The organism is Nocardia sp. NPDC057440, assembly GCF_042802915.1.
Classification (GTDB): Bacteria; Actinomycetota; Actinomycetes; order Mycobacteriales; family Mycobacteriaceae; genus Nocardia.
This window is the reverse complement of sequence record NZ_JBHVDF010000005.1, coordinates 458,121-474,931: the sequence shown is the minus strand read 5'-3', so window position 1 is coordinate 474,931 and position 16,811 is coordinate 458,121. Positions and strand designations below refer to the sequence as shown.

The 16,811-nt window shown below is 62.2% G+C and carries 17 protein-coding genes and 2 tRNA genes; 13 read left to right on the top strand and 6 right to left on the bottom strand.

Annotated elements, in window-relative coordinates; translation table 11 throughout:
• Positions 1–134: 134 nt before the first annotated feature.
• The 7 genes from ACFU4Z_RS13480 to ACFU4Z_RS13450 all read left to right on the top strand — a co-directional run bounded on the left by ACFU4Z_RS13480 (position 135) and on the right by ACFU4Z_RS13450 (position 7,235).
• Complete coding sequence (locus ACFU4Z_RS13480; protein ID WP_379062459.1) at positions 135–971, top strand: DUF3566 domain-containing protein; 837 nt, start codon at positions 135–137, stop codon at positions 969–971.
• Between the two features lie 133 nt (positions 972–1,104).
• Positions 1,105–1,178 (top strand) — tRNA-Ile (locus ACFU4Z_RS13475).
• 521 nt (positions 1,179–1,699) lie between these two features.
• Entirely contained in the window at positions 1,700–2,041 is a 342-nt protein-coding gene (locus tag ACFU4Z_RS13470) for a hypothetical protein (RefSeq protein ID WP_379062457.1), read from the top strand.
• A gap of 37 nt (positions 2,042–2,078) precedes the next feature.
• The gene (locus tag ACFU4Z_RS13465) at positions 2,079–2,426 is read left to right on the top strand and encodes a hypothetical protein (RefSeq protein WP_379062455.1); all 348 of its coding nucleotides are present in this window, start codon (positions 2,079–2,081) and stop codon (positions 2,424–2,426) included.
• 133 nt (positions 2,427–2,559) lie between these two features.
• Positions 2,560–2,871, top strand: a complete 312-nt coding sequence (locus ACFU4Z_RS13460) for a hypothetical protein (protein ID WP_379062453.1) — start codon at positions 2,560–2,562, stop codon at positions 2,869–2,871.
• Positions 2,872–2,980: 109 nt separating this feature from the next.
• Positions 2,981–5,422, top strand: coding sequence for a hypothetical protein (locus ACFU4Z_RS13455; RefSeq protein ID WP_379062451.1), 2,442 nt, complete (start codon positions 2,981–2,983; stop codon positions 5,420–5,422).
• A gap of 13 nt (positions 5,423–5,435) precedes the next feature.
• Positions 5,436–7,235: a glycosyltransferase gene (locus tag ACFU4Z_RS13450; protein ID WP_379062448.1), complete on the top strand. Its 1,800-nt coding sequence runs from the start codon at positions 5,436–5,438 to the stop codon at positions 7,233–7,235.
• Positions 7,236–7,271: 36 nt separating this feature from the next.
• Here ACFU4Z_RS13450 and ACFU4Z_RS13445 read toward each other — a convergent pair whose 3' ends face one another.
• A complete protein-coding gene (locus ACFU4Z_RS13445) occupies positions 7,272–8,015 on the bottom strand; it encodes a hypothetical protein (RefSeq protein ID WP_379062446.1) in 744 nt (247 codons plus the stop codon).
• A 294-nt stretch (positions 8,016–8,309) separates the two neighbouring features.
• Positions 8,310–8,382 (bottom strand) — tRNA-Ala (locus tag ACFU4Z_RS13440).
• A 632-nt stretch (positions 8,383–9,014) separates the two neighbouring features.
• Between ACFU4Z_RS13440 and ACFU4Z_RS13435 the strand changes: the two genes are divergently transcribed.
• A complete protein-coding gene (locus ACFU4Z_RS13435; protein ID WP_379062444.1) occupies positions 9,015–9,122 on the top strand; it encodes a DLW-39 family protein in 108 nt (35 codons plus the stop codon).
• A 198-nt stretch (positions 9,123–9,320) separates the two neighbouring features.
• Here the strand turns inward: ACFU4Z_RS13435 and ACFU4Z_RS13430 are convergent, their stop codons facing one another.
• Complete coding sequence (locus tag ACFU4Z_RS13430) at positions 9,321–10,031, bottom strand: YoaK family protein (protein WP_379062442.1); 711 nt, start codon at positions 10,029–10,031, stop codon at positions 9,321–9,323.
• A gap of 135 nt (positions 10,032–10,166) precedes the next feature.
• Here ACFU4Z_RS13430 and ACFU4Z_RS13425 point away from each other — a divergent pair, with 135 nt between their 5' ends.
• The 3 genes from ACFU4Z_RS13425 (at position 10,167) to ACFU4Z_RS13415 (ending at position 13,864) form a co-directional block, all read left to right on the top strand.
• Positions 10,167–11,105 (top strand): acyl-CoA dehydrogenase family protein, encoded by a 939-nt coding sequence (locus tag ACFU4Z_RS13425; protein ID WP_379062440.1) that lies wholly within the window; start codon positions 10,167–10,169, stop codon positions 11,103–11,105.
• 885 nt (positions 11,106–11,990) lie between these two features.
• Complete coding sequence (locus ACFU4Z_RS13420; RefSeq protein WP_379062438.1) at positions 11,991–13,010, top strand: ATP-binding cassette domain-containing protein; 1,020 nt, start codon at positions 11,991–11,993, stop codon at positions 13,008–13,010.
• A 35-nt stretch (positions 13,011–13,045) separates the two neighbouring features.
• Positions 13,046–13,864, top strand: coding sequence for an ABC transporter permease (locus ACFU4Z_RS13415; protein WP_379062564.1), 819 nt, complete (start codon positions 13,046–13,048; stop codon positions 13,862–13,864).
• A 13-nt stretch (positions 13,865–13,877) separates the two neighbouring features.
• Here ACFU4Z_RS13415 and ACFU4Z_RS13410 read toward each other — a convergent pair whose 3' ends face one another.
• Positions 13,878–14,090 (bottom strand): hypothetical protein, encoded by a 213-nt coding sequence (locus tag ACFU4Z_RS13410; RefSeq protein ID WP_379062436.1) that lies wholly within the window; start codon positions 14,088–14,090, stop codon positions 13,878–13,880.
• Positions 14,091–14,314: 224 nt separating this feature from the next.
• Here ACFU4Z_RS13410 and ACFU4Z_RS13405 point away from each other — a divergent pair, with 224 nt between their 5' ends.
• A complete protein-coding gene (locus tag ACFU4Z_RS13405; protein ID WP_379062434.1) occupies positions 14,315–14,842 on the top strand; it encodes a peptidylprolyl isomerase in 528 nt (175 codons plus the stop codon).
• A 4-nt stretch (positions 14,843–14,846) separates the two neighbouring features.
• Positions 14,847–15,719 carry a rhomboid family intramembrane serine protease gene (locus ACFU4Z_RS13400; protein ID WP_379062432.1) on the top strand — a complete coding sequence of 291 codons (873 nt, stop codon included), beginning with the start codon at positions 14,847–14,849 and terminating at the stop codon, positions 15,717–15,719.
• 54 nt (positions 15,720–15,773) lie between these two features.
• Here the strand turns inward: ACFU4Z_RS13400 and ACFU4Z_RS13395 are convergent, their stop codons facing one another.
• Positions 15,774–16,247 (bottom strand): PH domain-containing protein, encoded by a 474-nt coding sequence (locus ACFU4Z_RS13395; RefSeq protein WP_379062562.1) that lies wholly within the window; start codon positions 16,245–16,247, stop codon positions 15,774–15,776.
• 99 nt (positions 16,248–16,346) lie between these two features.
• Positions 16,347–16,610, bottom strand: a complete 264-nt coding sequence (gene crgA, locus ACFU4Z_RS13390; RefSeq protein ID WP_379062430.1) for a cell division protein CrgA — start codon at positions 16,608–16,610, stop codon at positions 16,347–16,349.
• Between the last annotated feature and the right edge of the window lie 201 nt (positions 16,611–16,811).

Below are 16,811 nucleotides of genomic sequence, written 5' to 3'. Positions count from 1 at the left end.
CGCATTTTTTTTCCCCCCCCAGGTGGGCTTGGCCGCAGACCGGGCCCGCGCTGTGGGGTACGCCGCAGCTGCCGGCGCCGGACCATAAAGCGGGGGTCGCGCGGCCCGAATCGTTCGACCAGCAGACGGCGCGGATGAACAACTCCCCAGAGTCCAAGCCGTCCAGAGAGTCCAAGCCGTCCAGCGGCAGCGATCAAGCGCACGGCAATGGCGGGGGCCCGTCGCCCTACCAGCAGGACGGGTGGGCGCAGTTGCCGCAGCGGGAACCGCAGTCCAACCTGTACCGCCCCGGTCAGGCTCCGGTGACCGGTCGCCCCGGCACCGGGTCGGGTGGTCTCGGCGGTGGCGGTGGCGGCGGTGGGCTCGGCGGCAACACGAGCAACGCACGGACCACCGCCGACCTCGCGGCCAAAGCGGCCCGCAAGGAAGCGGCGATGGTGAAGTCGGTCGGCATCGACGGACCGACGCGCAGCATCGCGCGGCCCGAGCTGATCAAGGACATGCCGGACCTCTCCGATATCCGGCATCCGCTGCCCCCGATGGAGGCGACGGGTCCGCAGGCGCGCATCTCGCCCGCGGTCCCCGTCGCGGTGGCCGCGGCGGTCGCCAGCGGTGAGCCGCTACGGGCGACCGTGCAGATCCGCAGGATCGATCCGTGGTCCACCTTGAAGATCTCGCTGGTGATCAGCGTGGCGATGTTCTTCGTGTGGATGCTCGCCGTCGGTCTGCTCTACATCGTGCTCGAGGGCATGGGCGTGTGGGAGCGGCTCAACAACACCGTCAACGACATGGTGTCGCAGGACAGCGGTTCGGTGGGGATCGACGCGGGCACGGTCTTCGGCTACGCCGGTGTCATCGGTCTCATCAACGTGGTGCTCATCACCGCGCTCGCGACCGTCGGCACCTTCATCTACAACCAGTGCTGCGACCTCGTCGGCGGCATCCAGATAACCCTGGCCGACCCCGACTAGGGACGATTTCCAGCCGGCCGGTAGCGACCCCGCACAGGGCCGCTACCGGCCGTTTTGGTCTTCAGCAGGCCGGTAGGGTAATCTCGTGCCTCGGTTCGGTTAACAGCTTCGGCGGGGAATCCGAGCCTGATGAGGGCCTATAGCTCAGGCGGTTAGAGCGCTTCGCTGATAACGAAGAGGTCGGAGGTTCAAGTCCTCCTAGGCCCACCTCACACCATTCTGGTCATCCCGATCTCCACTCACACCAGGTGTCGCATTCTTTGTCACCATCTGGCTGCCGGCGTCAATCCAGCGGAACGAAAAATCCTCGGAGATCACTGTCGACAACTGTTTCGACAGCGCCGAGTCGCTGTCGTGCACCGGCGAACACCTCCTGCATATGCCGCATGCGGCAATCCCTGCGATAGAACTCCGGCGACTGCCTGGCTCGCTGCCGGTGGGTAGACGCGGACTCGGCGGCCTTCGCTGTCGTGACCTCTGCACTCCGGGGAGGCGGTCGGCATGGGATGGACCAGGATCCAACCCTTCTCAGATCTGGGGAGTCTGACAGAGGGGTATGAAGGACTGGAAACCGTACCATCCACGGGAGGAGGTGGCATGCGAAAAGTGCTGGGTGCGAAAGCGAATATGCATCCGATGACTCTGCGGTCCGACAGCTCTGTTCGGGCGGTGTCACTGTGCTCTGCTGCCGAAGTGTGGGTTCGCGACCTCTCTGAGGAGCGGTAGTCGTGGCGGATGACATGCCCTCCCACATGCATCCCGAAACGATAGCGGCAGTCCAATCAGGCCGGGCGGTGGTGCATGCCTTCGATGAGATGCTCGAGCGGATCGACCAGATCCGCGCTCGACGTCCCTCACCCAGCTCCCGGGTGATTCCGGAAGTGGATGGGGCAGGCAGACTCACCGATCTGTACATAGCCCCCGGAACGATTGCGAATTCTGCGAGTAGCCAGGAGTTGGTGGCCGACCTCATGGCCGCAATTCAGGCCAGCACCTTGGACGCAATGCGCCAACACAAAATTGTCATCGAGGAGACGTCCCTGCCGAAGGTGCAGTGGCCGCGCCCGTAGCCCGTTGGTGCGGTCGACGATAACCAGGAGTGATGCGGTGACGGATCTGGACAGGTCAGGTGGCGCCTGGAGTGAAGCGCCGCCCGATTGGCGCAACCTGATCTATGAGGTGTTCAACCCCGACTATTCGGTCGGTGTGGCGTGTGACCGCAACGGCATGGTCGTCGGTATGCATCTTGGTGACGAAGTCTGGGATAACACGGACAGTTGGCTGGCCGATGAGGTTGTCCGGGTTGCACGGCTCGCCTACCTCAAGTCTCAGGTGGGTCGGCGTGCGGAAATGCTGTACAACGGTGCGCTTCCGCAGTTCGCCGATTCGTTGGGCCTGATCACCGAGTCGGAGTACAGATACAGGGAAAAGGCGGAGTTCGGTCGAGACCACTGATGCCGGCTCAACCTCGACCCTCCGGCGCTGAGCACGGACCTCGACGGTGGTCAGGTTTCGGGTCGTGACTCGGCAGTCCCCAGATGTGGGAATGCGTGACAATCGAGGTACCGGTTGAAATGGAGGCGTCGTCATGGCCCAGGACTTCTTTCAAGATCCGCACGGCGTGCGCAAGCAGGCTGGCAAGGACGGCATGGTTGGGGACGCGACATACGCGAAGTCGAAGCGCGATCTCGAGTGGGAAGAGTCACTCAATACGAGATATGGCAATGCGTCCCACGCGTTTAACGTGTTCGCCGTGGAGTACGCAACGGTTCGCGAAGACGACCTTACCACGGCTGGCGACAGATATCACGAGATCAGTAATGAATCGCATCATTTTGCAAATGATTTGGAAACAGAAGATGTAGCGCATGGTGAATCGATCCGACGGACGATGACATAAGCGTGAGACGGTAGCAGGCTTATGGGAATTTCGGTGAACGATTCGGCATTGCTTTCGCCGGCTTGTCAACAATACGTCTCGGCCTGTGCGGTTGGGGGGGTGAACTCAAATGAGTGATAACAATAAGACTTCCGTTGATGTAAACAGCGGCGTTATAAATCCGGAACAGCGGCTGAAAAAAGGCGACTGGCTTTTTTCGAAGAATAAAGAATATAAGCTGGGATTTAACGAACACGACCAGCTTGTTATCATACGAACAGCCGATAACAAGCAAATCGGCGATCCGATGGGGACCGCGGACGACGGATCAACTCAACTCAGGTTCGAAACCGAAGAGGGGGATGGTACTGAGACCAGGCTCGAGCTCCATGATGACGAAGATGGTGAAAATTCACGCATCTCGAGCGATAGAGGGAATTATCAGGGCCCGGCAGGCAACGATGACTGGGACGATGAGGACTCTACCGACCCTGAGGGTACCCATCAGTATGTTCTGACAGACGATGGGCAGCTTGTCGGGCTCAATAAGCGAGTAGACTCCAATTGGAATGGGCTTATCGATGTCAAAACAAACCAAAATGTAATTTGGGCTCGGGAAACACCTGAAGAATTTGCCAAGCGCAAGGCGGAAGATGACGCAAAGAAGCTAGCTGACGTCGAGAAAGCCTTCCTTGGTCGTGATGAACTAAATATAAAGACGGGCGCCGACTACAAGGAATTCCCCGTCGAAATCCGAGAGCCTGCGAATGCTTCCGAACCTCTGAAACGAGCCATCTACCTCACCAATCTTCAGCTTAATTGGCTGGTTGGCCAAATGGGCAAAAAAGATCAAATGGGTAACCCGGATCCGGACCAAATTATGCCCAAGTCCTTGATGTCAGGCTCTGACAAATACTGGCAAGACAAAGATTGGCAAAAAAGCAATTATCTTGACGACAATCTCTCGGACGAGACAGTCAAAGCGCTTTCGGATCATGCTAGCGGTGCAGCGAATGACGGATACAGTAAGGCCTATTTAACTATCACAGGTCTGGTGACCCAGTACGAGAGTTCGGATATAGATTTCAAGACAACGAATCTCAAAGTCGATGCGATGCATCTGCAAACTTACCAGGGTATGTACAACAAGGTCCAGGATGCTCACGATACTATCTGGGCACAACTCAAAACTGGCCAGGACACATACAACGAAAAGACGGAAAAAAAGACAGGAACTAAATGGACCGAGCCGGGAATTCAGGATGTCTACGAGGAGAGAGGCATTTATGAAGTACTCCGGACGGTGGTCAAAGACTGCACGGAACTGGTCTTCCAATATGCGAAGGGCGTTTCAGAACTACCGTGGGTAGTCGAAGCAAAGAAGAAGGCCGCTGACAAGGCCGCCGCTGAAAAGGAGGCTGCCGACAAAGCCGCCGCCGAAAAAAGGGCCGCCGAAAAGAAGGCCGCCGAAAAGGAAGCGGCCGAAAAGAGGGCCGCCGAAAAGGCGGCCGCCGAAGCAGCAAGGCCTGCCCAGCAGCAGCAGCCGATCTATACCCAGCAGCCGCCGTTCCAGCAGCAGCAGCCGGGCCAGCAGCAGAATACCGGCGCTCAACCCATTAACTTTACTTCTGACGACCTCGCCTCTATAAAACCGGTTCTGAACACCGGCGCCGACACTGGCACTGGCACTGGCACTGGCGTCGACACCGGCACCGGTAAGGGCACCGGCGGTACGTCCGAGACTCCGAACATAGATTCGATTCTGGCGGCGTTGAAGGAACCAGTATCGGGTAGCAAGAGCGGCAATACAGGCAATGTCCAGGCCCCCGCCACGCCGCCGATGGATCCGACGTCGATGATGGGGCCCCTCCTCGCGAGCAACCTTATGACCCCGAGAACTACCATGCCGCAGCACGAAGACAGTGGCCTCAGTAGTAGAGATCGCAAGGAATTCGAAGAGCTCAAAGACGAAAAACGCCGCAACGCACAACCCGGCGGACCCACAGCCGCCACACCCGCGGTTCAGACGACCCCTCCTGGCGTGACCGCACCCGCCAATGCCGGCACTCCGCCGCCGGTTGTGGCACCGGGCGCACCGGTGGACTTCCCGCTGCCGGACCAATCGACCGTCCATGTTCCCCCGTCGGTCGCCGAGGTTTTGCAGAAGCAGATACAGAACCCATCTCTCGATGCGGCAGGCGCATACGCCGGTACCGCGGGCGAGAACAAGGGCGATTGGACGCCTGTCGACCCCAACTCCCCCGACATGAAGTCTGGCGATGTGGCGTCGTGGACGACCAAGGACGGTCAGCAGCACTACGCGATGGTCGTCAAGAACGAGAATGGCTGGTTCATTCTGGACGGCAGTACCCTCGTTTCCCTCGCTAACCCGGGTGATCCCCACAGCATGCCGCTGACCGAAAAATACGGGGACTTCTCAGGCTTCTTCCACCCGTCCGGTTTGGATGCCAACACACTTCCTGACCCCGAGTCCGCTAAGCCGCCGCCGCCGGTGGTGAGCCAGACGCTGCCGTCGGGACCACCACCCGTCCAGCCACCGAAGCAGATCTGATCGGTCGGAGCAGATGAGTACTAAGCAGGACATCGTCATCGGTGCGGTGACGGGGTATTCATGGGCTGATGTGGAGCCGTGGGCGACGAGCCTCGTCACGAGTGGGTTCACCGGTTTGGGTGTCGTTATCGTGTACGACCGCGATCGCGCCGGTGATCTCATTGCCGGGAACTTGGAATCGCTTGGGCTGCATGCGGTACGGATGCCGCTTCGTGGCAGCGTGTACAACCAGCGGTTCGAAGACATCGCTTACCTGTTGCGGACATTCGCACACTCGCTGCGATTCGCCGTTGTCGCCGATGTGCGGGATGTGTATTTTCAAGCGGACCCGGTCAGGTGGCTGGAAACCCACCTCGATCGTCCGTTTCTCGCCGCAAGCGCTTCGGTTCGATACTCCGACGAGGAGCGCAGTTGGAACAACCTGCAACAAGGGTTTCCGCAACATGCTGAACGGCTACAGTCGAAAGCGGTCTGCAATGTAGGAGTCTTGGCTGGCCAGGCATCTGTGTTGGCCGATCTTTGTCTCGCCATCTCTCTGACCGCCAGGTCTGCCAACGTACCTGTTGCAGAACAAAGTGCATACAATCTGTTGCTCGATATGGAACCATATCGTTCGACGATGCAGTTTGTCGGTTCAGAGGACGGGTTCGCCTGTCAGGCGAGCACGGTTGCACATCTCGACAAGACCGAAACGGTGCGTCGGTTTCCCCTGGAGCCCGCGCCTTTCCTGGCCGCGGATGGCGTGCGGACAGCCGCGGGCAAGCTATACCCGATCGTGCAACAATACGATCAGGTGCCGGAGTGGAAGCACGCGCTGCGGCACCGACTCGAGTCGGATTCGGTGCAGGACGTGCTCGCGGCTATCGGCAGTGCACAACGTCGGCCCTCCAATTCTGCCCGATCCAGCCTTGCCCGTGTTCTCGGTGACTCTGATGGTGCATCGATCCAGAACATGGCACACAGCTTCGGTGTGCCGATGGAACGTTCGTCGATACAGCTGTATTCAACGACAACCGACCAGTCTTCGTACAGCGATACCTCACCCGCTCCGCGTGTGAGCGTGGTCTGCCCGACCTATCAGCGACCGGAATTCCTCCGAAAAATCATTCGGCACTACTGTGCTCAGAAATTTGACGGTGGAATGGAAATGATCATCGTCGATGATAGCCCGGAGCCTGCCGATTTCTTGGACGAGAATCTGTGTCGCGAACATCACATCCGTTACTATCATTTCCCTAATAGTCGCATGTCTATCGGCGACAAGATCAACCTTATGACTCAGTTGGCGCGCGGCGAGATTATTGTTGATTTCGACGATGACGACTTCTATGCACCGCAGTATATCGACCGAATGGTCGAGTACCTCGGTGACGCGGATTTTGTCACTCTGAGCAGATGGTTTGCTTATGATCCCGCGAATAAGATGTTCTGCTACTGGAAGACTGATGCGTTGGCCCCGACGCATTTCATGCTGTCGCCTTCGGAGCCATCCTTCCCGATTTCGACGAGTCGCTGGAATCCGAACGTGGTCCAAGAGCATGTCTGGGGATACGGTTTTTCCTTCGTATGGCGCAAGTCGACTCATCAGCAAATAGAAGTCCGCGGGTACCCGCCGGGCGGACTCCATTGGGACTATGACTTCTCGCTCAGGCTGCAACGCGCTGGCTTCAAGGCCGTCTGCGTGCCGGATACCGAGGGGCTTGTGCTGCATATTCTGCACCCCAAAAGCACGGTGTCGATGTTTCCGCAGTACGTGCTGCCCGATTTTCTGATCGAAAAATATTTCCCGCTGTATGTGGACGAGGAAGTGTGATATCCGGGCCGTGGGTCACCTGCCCGGCCACCGCTTTCAGTCGGCCAGGTCGATGCCTGCGTGGGTATCGACCTTGGTGTCGAAAGTCGCCTTGTCCGGTTGGAAGTTGAATTCGTAACTGCCGTAGCGGCTTCTGCCGCTACCCGCATCTTCCCAGGTGAATCCATACTTGCCGAAGTGCTCGAGGCGGAACCGAGTATCAGCGTAGACGCTGAATCCGCTGCGCCGAGCGCGCTCGCAGAACGAGAAATCTTCACCGAGATACCAATGATTCTCGCCGTGCGGGACGATCAGCGGTAGGAAGTACGGCACGTTGGTATGTCCGAAATGTATATTGCAGACCGGAAGATTTTCGTGTTCCGCGATCTTCTCGTAGACGCTCCGCTTGGTGAGTAGGAATCCGCCGGCGGCGTACAATATCTCCATTACACCGCCGCCTTCGCCGAGTATGATCTTTTCGGTGCCGGGCAAAAGGCTGCAGACAAGCGCGCGTGATCTTTTTTTGGCGTATACTCCAGAAACAATCGGCAAGTCGTGTGACCGCAACATCGCCACCGCGTTCGGATTGAAGCCGATGTCGGAATCAATCCACATCAGTTCTTCGAAACCCTCCGCCAACGCCTCTGTGGCAATTCGGCTGCGCGCCTGATCTATCGCAGAACAGCCGTACACACGCCACACCGGATGACCGAGCTTTTCCAGCGCTGCTAAACCCTCTTCGCACCCGGGCTCGATGTAATCGTGTACAGGTACCAGCACAACGCAGCGGGAGGGGTCCACTTCTATTTCTCCATCTAGCAAGGGCTTGGACAGAATGTCGACTGTACCCGGCAAGTGGAGATCGGCCGTCGGTGGGAAGCTGCACGGGAGTGTGAATAGCGGCATGCTATGGATTCATACGCCAGGCTTTTCCGATTCCGGGGGCTTATGACCCACCTGAGCCGAGCTGCAGACGCAGCCCAGGCCGCGGGTACGGGCACCGTACAGCGATGTGTCCGATCCTGGTGGCAACAGCTCTGGACAGGCTCGATCGCCCGGGGCATTGCGCGGTCAGAGTGGTTCTGACCGCGGATGTGGAGCCTAGGGGAATCGAACCCCTAACCCCTGCCTTGCAAAGGCAGTGCTCTGCCAATTGAGCTAAGGCCCCTTCACCGCGTGTCGCGGCGCGCGTTCCAAGAACACGCTCCCGGAACGTTACCTGGCAACCGTTCGCAGCGTCAAAACAACTCTCGGCCGGGCTGCGGGTTCGTCGAGTGATCTCGCCGACATGGAGCATGTATATGCAGGTCAGACCGATATGAGTGGTAGGTGTGGTCGTTCCGGCGATGTGCGGGCACACAAAAGAACCGGTGGGTCTATTTTGTGACTGGTGTGGCATAGCCTCGGCGGCGGCAGGCGCAAACCACGGTCGTGTTTCGTCAGGAGGCACCTCGATGCACTTGGCTACCCGAGCGCGACGGGCGGCGCTCGGTTGCCGCTGCGTCGCGGTGGCGGTGGCCGGATCGACGATGAATGTGGCTGCGGCAACCCCGCCTGCCACCTCCAATGCCAGCACTTGATCTTCGCGGGTACTAAGGCCGCCGGGTATCAACAGCGCCATCGTCGCCCAAAAGCACGCCCCAGACGGCAACCGCGGCCGCCTGCCCGTGCTCCTCGGCCAGCCGATCAGCAGGGTGCTGATGGATCACCCGGGTTGGCCATTCGGACGAACTGATCAGCGGCCGCGCTCGGCGCAACGTCTCCTGGGCCGACCCCGAACACCGCAGTACGCTGGGAGCCATGAAACTTCTTCTGACGGTCGGTGTTGTGGTCGCGGTTCTCATCGGAATCACCAAGCTGCGGAAGCGGGACGACGCAGACATGTGGCGCGAGGTGACCACCCGCTGATCGCGGGTAACCGATCACCGCGCTCTCACCTCGTTCGGCAGAGCGGCCGAGGTCAGGGTTCGGACAGCAGGCTTCACACCCGGAGGCGAGCGCTCTAGCGGAGCGTTCGCCTTCTCCTTTGGCCGGCCGTTGTCGTGCTTCTCATCATGTCGTTGTTGGGTTTCTGGCCGTGCCGTTCTTGGGTGGCCTTTCGGGCCGTCACGTTTCCGTCGGCGGGCCGTGGAGGTCCAGGTGCAGGTAGGTGTAGCAGGTGACAATGAGGCAGACGACGGTGGCGGTGATCAGCATCGCCCAGCCCGCGACAACGAGGCTGAACAGACCGCCGAGCAGTGCGCCGAGCGAGAATGCCAGGTAGAGCAGGAAGTAGCCGAGCCAGTCGGCGTAGGTGCCGCCGCTGATGTGGCGTTCGAAGCCCTGCGCCATTTTGACGAGCGTGCCGGTGACATAGCTCAGCGGAATCGATACTTCGTCGTCTTTGACGAACGAAGTATTGAGCGCGCCGACACCGAAGGCGACGAACAGGATCGGGATGAAGTCGATCTTGTCGGTATCGAACGCATGGAATAACCAGATGTCGACGGTCGAGGCCGTGGCGAGACTCGCGGTGGTGAGCAGGGTCGGGCCGTGCGGATGACCGGACCAGTAGTGCCTGCGACACCAGGAGGCGACCACCACGCCGGACAGGAACGACACCAGTAGCAGGGTCGCCGCGATCGCCATGTCGGACTCGCTGTGGAAGTAGCCGAGAACCGCGCGCTCGGTGTTGCCTGTCATGAAGGTGACGAAGTAGCCGGCGGTATGCATGAACGCCGCCGCGCCGATCAGCCCGGCCAGCCCTGCGAGCACCCACGACAGCCTGGCTTCAGCGTCGTAGAGCGCTTTTCTGCGGTCTTCGTCCGGTTTCGGCACAGGTCGGGCTCCTTTCGAAGCGGTAGGGCCACTCAGTGATACCTGCTGATCCTGTGAATAGCCCGGTGCACCGCCGCGCGATTTGCTGAGATGTGGCCTCGCCGACGGCATTCGACCCGGGGGTACCGTGCAGGCGTGGATTCAGTGCTCGACTACCTGCTGACCGAAGCCGTCGATCCGGCGCCCATCGAGACCGTGGCGGAAGCGTGGTCGAGGCATCGCGCGGTCGCGGCGCGGTTCGCCACGCCGGTGGATGTGGCGATCGCGGGCGGGTTCGGCGCCGACCGCCTGGGTTTCGCGTTCCTGTCCGGCTATCAGGAGGCGTTGCGGACACTGATCGCCGACCTACCCGCCGACGAACTGGTCGCGGTCTCGGCGACCGAGTCGGGTGGCGCGCATCCCTCGGTGATCCGTACCGCGCTCGTGGAGACCGACGGCCGATGGTCGGTGCACGGCACCAAGTCGTTCACGACGCTCGGCATCATGGCGCGGCGGCTGGTGGTGATCGCCAGTTCGGGTGAATCGCCGGACGGCCGCAACCGCCTGCACGCGGTGCTGGTGGACGCGGACGAGCCCGGTGTGCGGGTGACGAACCTGCCGGCCGTCCCGTTCGCCCCCGAGATTCCGCACGCCACAGTGACATTCACCGATGCCGCGGCGCGGATGCTGCCGGGGGACGGCTACCTGGACTACCTCAAACCGTTCCGGACCATCGAGGACATTCATGTGCTCGCCGCGGCGCTCGGCTGGCTGATCCGAGTCGCCCGCGAGTCCGGGTGGCCGCAGCCGGTGGTGCAGCGGCTGCTCGCCGCGGTGGCGGCCGTGCGCGGTCTCGATATCGACCGGCCGAGTTCGCCCGGCGTCCACATCGCACTCGGCGGCGCGTTCGAACTTCTCGACCGGCTGTTGGCGGAACTGGAACCGCTGTGGGAGAGCGCGGGACCGGTCGTCGCGGCGCGCTGGGAGCGTGATCGCCCGCTGCTTGCGACGGCCGGAAGAGTACGGGCGCAACGGTTGACGGCTGCCTGGCGTTCGCTGGCTGCCGAGGCGGAACACCGCAGCTCAGCGACCTGACCTGGTCCAGAAATGGGGAGCGGGCCTCGGCGAAGGGGGGGAGTTAGCCGAGGCCCGCGTAAGGTCGGCCCGGGGGGGAGGGGCCGACGAGAATGATCCTACGCGATGATCCGCGATTGTGTGTGCGTGGGGATCGCCACTTTTCAAGATTTTTGGGGTTGGCTTATTCGGCTTCGGAATGAGGGCCGATCGCCTGACTGGAGGGTGTCGATCGGCCCCGGGGAGGCGATGGCTTGGTGTTTGCCAAAACTGTTGTTGTACAGGAAATTACGTTGCTTCTTCGGACGCTGATCCGCCATTCCGGTGTGTCTTCAGAAAACATTCCGACCGGTCTCCGTGTGTCATGGATCGCGTGTCCAGGACGTTTCGGAGCGGTGGCCGCGCCGGATGCGCCGCGTGTCGCGGCGGCGGGAAACAGGGCGGCCGGGCAAGCACGGCGCCGGAACATGTCGTACCCCGATGCGAACATGTGTTCGTGCGAATCGAAGCCTGCCGTAGCGGTGGGAAAGCAACAGAACACCGTGACCGACCGACTCGGCTCCTACGTTCCACGTCGGCGGATCCGTGCCGAGACGAGTACTGCGCACGACCGAATCGGGTAGTCGGCTACGCGCGATCGAGCAACGACATCGGCGGGATGATCGAACCGGTCGCATCCCGATCCGGCACCCCCGAGCACCGCCTTGGCCGGGATGCGGCCTCTTCTCTTTCCTCCGGTCCGACTCGGTTCGACCGAGCAGTCGGCAAATCGGATGAAATTGTCGGTGACCACGGCAATACTGACTCGAGTATCGGTCAGCTCCCGGCTCAGCGAATTCGACTCGGCACCGCAGGCCGGCGTAATCAGAAAACCGACATCGACAACTCACGAACGTCAGGAGAATCATGCCCGACGCAATAGTCGCCGAGGGTCTGGTCAAACGCTACGGCCGCGTGGTCGCGCTCGATGGACTCGACCTGTCGGTGCCGGAGGGCACCGTGACCGCACTGCTCGGACCCAATGGCGCAGGTAAGACCACCACCGTCCGAGTGCTCACCACGCTGCTGATACCGGATGCCGGCCACGCGACCGTCGCAGGCATCGACGTACTGCGCAATCCGCAAGCGTTGCGATCGCGAATCGGAACGTCGGGTCAGTATGCGGCCGTCGACGAATATCTCACCGGCTTCGAGAATCTTGAAATGGTGGGACGTCTCTATCACATGGGCGTGCAGCGCAGTAAGGAGCGTGCTCGCGAACTACTCGATCGATTCCGGCTCGCCGACGCGGCAGATCGGCCCGTCAAGGGTTACTCGGGCGGCATGCGGCGCAGGCTCGACCTGGCAGGCGCGCTGGTGGCGAACCCGCCGGTGCTGTTCCTCGACGAGCCCACCACCGGCCTGGATCCGCGGGCGCGCCTCGACCTCTGGGATGTCATCGAGGAATTGGTCGCGGGCGGCACCACGTTGCTGCTCACCACGCAGTACATGGAGGAGGCCGACCGGCTGGCCGACGCCATCGGGGTGATCGACCACGGCAAGGTCATCGCCCGCGGCACCGCGGACGAGCTGAAGACCCTGGTCGGCGGCGACCGCATCGAGCTCACCGTCGATCACGCCGACAAGCTCGCGACCGCGCAGCAGGCGCTGCAGGGTCTCGCCGACGGCGAGATCCATCTCGAGCCCGGCTTGCGCCGGATCACCGTTCCGGTCAGCAACGGCTCGCAGGCGCTCGTCGACGCCATCGGCCTGCTGACGCGGCATAACGTGCAGATCCACGATGTCGGCCTGCGGCGTCCCTCGCTCGACGACGTCTTCCTGACCCTCACCGGCCACGAGGCCGAGGAGCTGACCAACGGCGACGGTCGCGTCGCGTTGGGCAAGGACGGGGACCGGCTGGAAGCGACGGAAGGAAAGATCCGATGACCGCGGCGACAACGGCACCCGACCCCAGAATCTCGATGCCCCTCGGCGAACGACTCTCGATCGTCTTCAGCGACAGCCTGACCATCGCCAAACGCAATGTCATCAAGATCAAGCGCGTGCCCGATGTGCTGATCTTCTCGACCCTCTCGCCGATCATGTTCGTGTTGCTGTTCGCCTACATCTTCGGGTCGGCCATCGAGGTGCCCGGCATGTCGGGCGGCTATCGGGAGTTCTTGATCGCGGGCATCTTCGCGCAGACCGTGGTCTTCGGCGCGACCTTCACCGGACTCGGGCTTGCCGAGGATATGCAGAAGGGCATCATCGACCGATTCCGCTCGCTGCCGATGGCGCCGTCGGCGGTGCTGTTCGGCCGGACGCTCAGCGATGTGGTGATCAACGTGGTCAGCCTGGTGGTGATGTCGCTGACCGGATTTGTCGTCGGCTGGCGGATCCGCGGTTCGTTCCTCGACGCGGTGCTGGCGTACGTGCTGTTACTGCTGTTCGCCTATGCGGTGTCGTGGATCATGGCCGTCGTCGGACTGCTGGTCCGGGCGCCGGAGGTGTTCAACAACGCCAGCTTCATGGTGATCTTTCCGCTGACATTCCTCGCCAACACCTTCGTGCCGTTGGAGAGCCTGCCGACGGTGCTGCGGGTATTCGCCGAATGGAATCCGGTGTCCGCGATCACCCAGGCCACTCGCGAACTGTTCGGCAACACCAGCCCGATGGCGCCGCAATCGGACGCTTGGTCGATGCGGCATCCGGTGGTGACGACGCTGGCCTGGGTGGTGATCATCCTGGTCGTGTTCATCCCGCTGGCCCAGCGGCAGTACAAACGGACCGTGAGCCGCTGATCGAAAGCCGGAATCAGCGACCGTTTTCCGCGCCGGCTTCCGCCAGGGGAGTCGGCGCGGAACCGTTGCGGGAGTATCCGATCCGCGGCGGTGCCGGTGCCGGCTCCTGGGCCTGCGGTCGCTTGCTGCGCACCAGCCAGGCCACGCCACCCGCCAGCGCGACAAGGGCCGCGACCAGTAGTCGGTTCCGAGTACGTGCAGATACGTGAAGGCGCCCCAAGGTCATTCGACCACTCTGGCACAACCCCGCGATTCGCGCAGAATTGCTAAGACGACGACTGGTCTCGGTGGTGCATGGGTAGCTCACCGGGTACGCCCAGCGATCGGTCCGCCTCCTACCGGCGGCCCGCCGCGCGACGTTCGGCGCACGTGTGGATCGGCAGAAAGACGCGGAGAGGCGGGGGAGCCCGGTTCGCTGCGCAGCCGCCTGTGCGTGGCACGATGGGCGGCGTGACCTCACCGAATCAGACCGCTGTTGCGACGCTGCACACCAACCACGGTGACATCAGGATCTCGCTCTTCGGCAACCATGCTCCGAAGACGGTGCGGAACTTCGTCGGCCTCGCCGACGGCACTGCCGAGTACAAGACGGAGAACGCGAGCGGCGGAACGTCCGGACCGTTCTACGACGGCGCGGTCTTCCATCGGGTGATGAAAGGCTTCATGATCCAGGGCGGCGACCCGACCGGCACCGGTCGCGGTGGACCCGGCTACGAATTCGGCGACGAATTCCACCCGGAACTGCGCTTCGACCGCGGCTACCTGTTGGCGATGGCCAACGCGGGACCGGCGACCAATGGTTCGCAGTTCTTCATCACCGTAGGTCCGCAGCCGCATCTGAACCGCAAGCACACGATCTTCGGCGAGGTCATCGATCCGGATTCGCGCAAGATCGTCGACGCCATCGCCACCACACCGACCGATCGCAACGACCGTCCGAAGGAACCTGTCGTCATCTCGAAGATCACGATCGAATAGACCCATGAACGCTCAGCCGCCCGCACCGACCTGTGTCCGCCATCCCGATCGCCCGACGGGCCTGGCCTGCACGCGTTGCGGGCGGCCCGCGTGCCCCGAATGTCTGCGGCCCGCCGCCGTCGGCCAGCACTGCGTCGACTGCTTGCGACAGGAGCAGCGCGACGTGCGCCAGGTGCGGACGGTCGCGGGTGCGCCCGCCGCACAGAAACCGACCCCTTACGTCACCTATGCGCTGATCGCGGTGAACGTGCTGGTGTTCGCGGTGACCGCGGCCCAGTCGCGCAGCCTGGTGGACAACTACAACGGGTCTCAGCTGTTCCGGCGCTGGGTACTGGTTCCGCACCTCGTCGCCGACGGTGACTGGGTGCGCATCATCGGATCGGGGTTCCTGCATTACGGCCCGATCCATCTGATGCTCAATATGTTCGCGCTGTATATCGTCGGCCGGGATGCCGAGCTGGTGCTCGGACGGCTGCGCTATCTCGCGGTCTATCTGGTCTCGCTGCTGGGTGGGTCCGCGGCCGTCATGGTTCTCGCGCAGAACAGTGCGACAGCCGGTGCGTCCGGTGCGGTGTACGGCCTGTTCGGTGCGATCACGGTGATCCTGATCCGATTGCGGCAGAACCCCAATCAGATGTTGATCCTCATCGGCATCAACATATTCATCAGCTTCTCGCTGCCGGGCATCTCCATGTGGGGGCACCTCGGCGGTCTGACCGCGGGCACCCTCGCGACACTCGGCATCCTGTTCCTCCCGGCCTGGCTGCGCGCGAAATCGCAGGAAACCGCGGGTCTCATCGGCTGGCTGGCGATCGCCGCGCTCGCTGTCATCGCGCTCTCGGTGACCGGTGCCGTAGCGGTATCGCTCGCCGCCTGACGGGCTCCGGCACTGTCGTGCTTCACGTGAAACGGCGCTGCTACCGGAGCGCCGCTAGTAAGCGGTCGGCTGCGCGAGCCCGTGTTCGACCAGCGTGTCGAAGACGTCCACGGGGCTCGCACCGAGATCCCAGCGGCCGAAGATCAGCAGCCGCTCGGCGCCGTCGTGCTGCACGTCGATCTCCAGCATGGGCGTTCTGCGGCCGAGGCGGCGATAGCTGACCACGCGGGCGCGCACGATCTGATCGCGGCTGTATTCGGTCGGGCCGACCAGGCTGCGCACCACAAGGCGCGGCTGCGGACCCGCGGACACCGCGAGCCGTGGTCGCTGGCGGAAGCCGAGTCCGGCAAGCACGAGCAGTCCCGCCGCGGCCAGCCCGATGAGCAGCCTGCTCGCGGCCTCGTCCGCCAGGACCGCGGCGCCCGCCAAGACCACGCCGCCCACCGTGACCGCGATCAGGGCGGGGGTGGGAGTGGTCCAGGCGATGCGTGGGTCAGGGGTCCTGGACTGTGGACTTTCGGGATGCATGAGCCGCTTTCCCCAATCGTTCCTCGAGTTGTCCACAGGGTCATCCACAGGTGTGAATGAATGACACGTCTGTAATCCGGCGTTCGGGCGCGCGAAACCTCAGCGCCACCGCATGGTCATGATCAGACCGACGACCATGAGGCCGAAGCCGATCAGGAAGTTCCAGGCGCCGAGATCGGCCATCCACCCGATCTTGTCGTTTGCCAGGTAGTAGACGAGCAGCCACACCAGCCCGGCGAGCATGAAGCCGAGCATGATGGTGACGTACCAGACCGGGGACGGCCCGGCCTTCACCTTCACCGGCGTCCGGCTGGCGGGATTGATCGTATAGTCGGTCTTCTTACGGACCTTCGACTTGGGCATGACGTCCTCGTGTTCGGCGTGCAGGTCGGTACCGGCGGGACAGCGACAGGTGGAGTTGTGTCGAGCACCACTCGCCGCGTCCGATCCGGGGTCAGCCGGGACCGGTCCGGGCGAGGCTGAATTCCCCTCCGGTGTGCCTCTAGGCTATCCCAACTGGTAATGGATGCGACGTCGTGCCATACGGCCACGTAATCTCGATCT

What these genes read in the sequence shown, in the direction of transcription:
- ACFU4Z_RS13480 (WP_379062459.1), top strand. Translation starts at nt 135, where the DNA reads ATGAACAACTCCCCAGAGTCCAAGCCGTCCAGAGAGTCCAAGCCGTCC.
- ACFU4Z_RS13460 (WP_379062453.1), top strand. Translation starts at nt 2,560, where the DNA reads ATGGCCCAGGACTTCTTTCAAGATCCGCACGGCGTGCGCAAGCAGGCT.
- ACFU4Z_RS13455 (WP_379062451.1), top strand. Translation starts at nt 2,981, where the DNA reads ATGAGTGATAACAATAAGACTTCCGTTGATGTAAACAGCGGCGTTATA.
- ACFU4Z_RS13450 (WP_379062448.1), top strand. Translation starts at nt 5,436, where the DNA reads ATGAGTACTAAGCAGGACATCGTCATCGGTGCGGTGACGGGGTATTCA.
- ACFU4Z_RS13435 (WP_379062444.1), top strand. Translation starts at nt 9,015, where the DNA reads ATGAAACTTCTTCTGACGGTCGGTGTTGTGGTCGCGGTTCTCATCGGA.
- ACFU4Z_RS13420 (WP_379062438.1), top strand. Translation starts at nt 11,991, where the DNA reads ATGCCCGACGCAATAGTCGCCGAGGGTCTGGTCAAACGCTACGGCCGC.
- ACFU4Z_RS13415 (WP_379062564.1), top strand. Translation starts at nt 13,046, where the DNA reads ATGCCCCTCGGCGAACGACTCTCGATCGTCTTCAGCGACAGCCTGACC.
- ACFU4Z_RS13410 (WP_379062436.1), bottom strand. Translation starts at nt 14,090, where the DNA reads ATGACCTTGGGGCGCCTTCACGTATCTGCACGTACTCGGAACCGACTA.
- ACFU4Z_RS13400 (WP_379062432.1), top strand. Translation starts at nt 14,847, where the DNA reads ATGAACGCTCAGCCGCCCGCACCGACCTGTGTCCGCCATCCCGATCGC.
- ACFU4Z_RS13395 (WP_379062562.1), bottom strand. Translation starts at nt 16,247, where the DNA reads ATGCATCCCGAAAGTCCACAGTCCAGGACCCCTGACCCACGCATCGCC.
- crgA (WP_379062430.1), bottom strand. Translation starts at nt 16,610, where the DNA reads ATGCCCAAGTCGAAGGTCCGTAAGAAGACCGACTATACGATCAATCCC.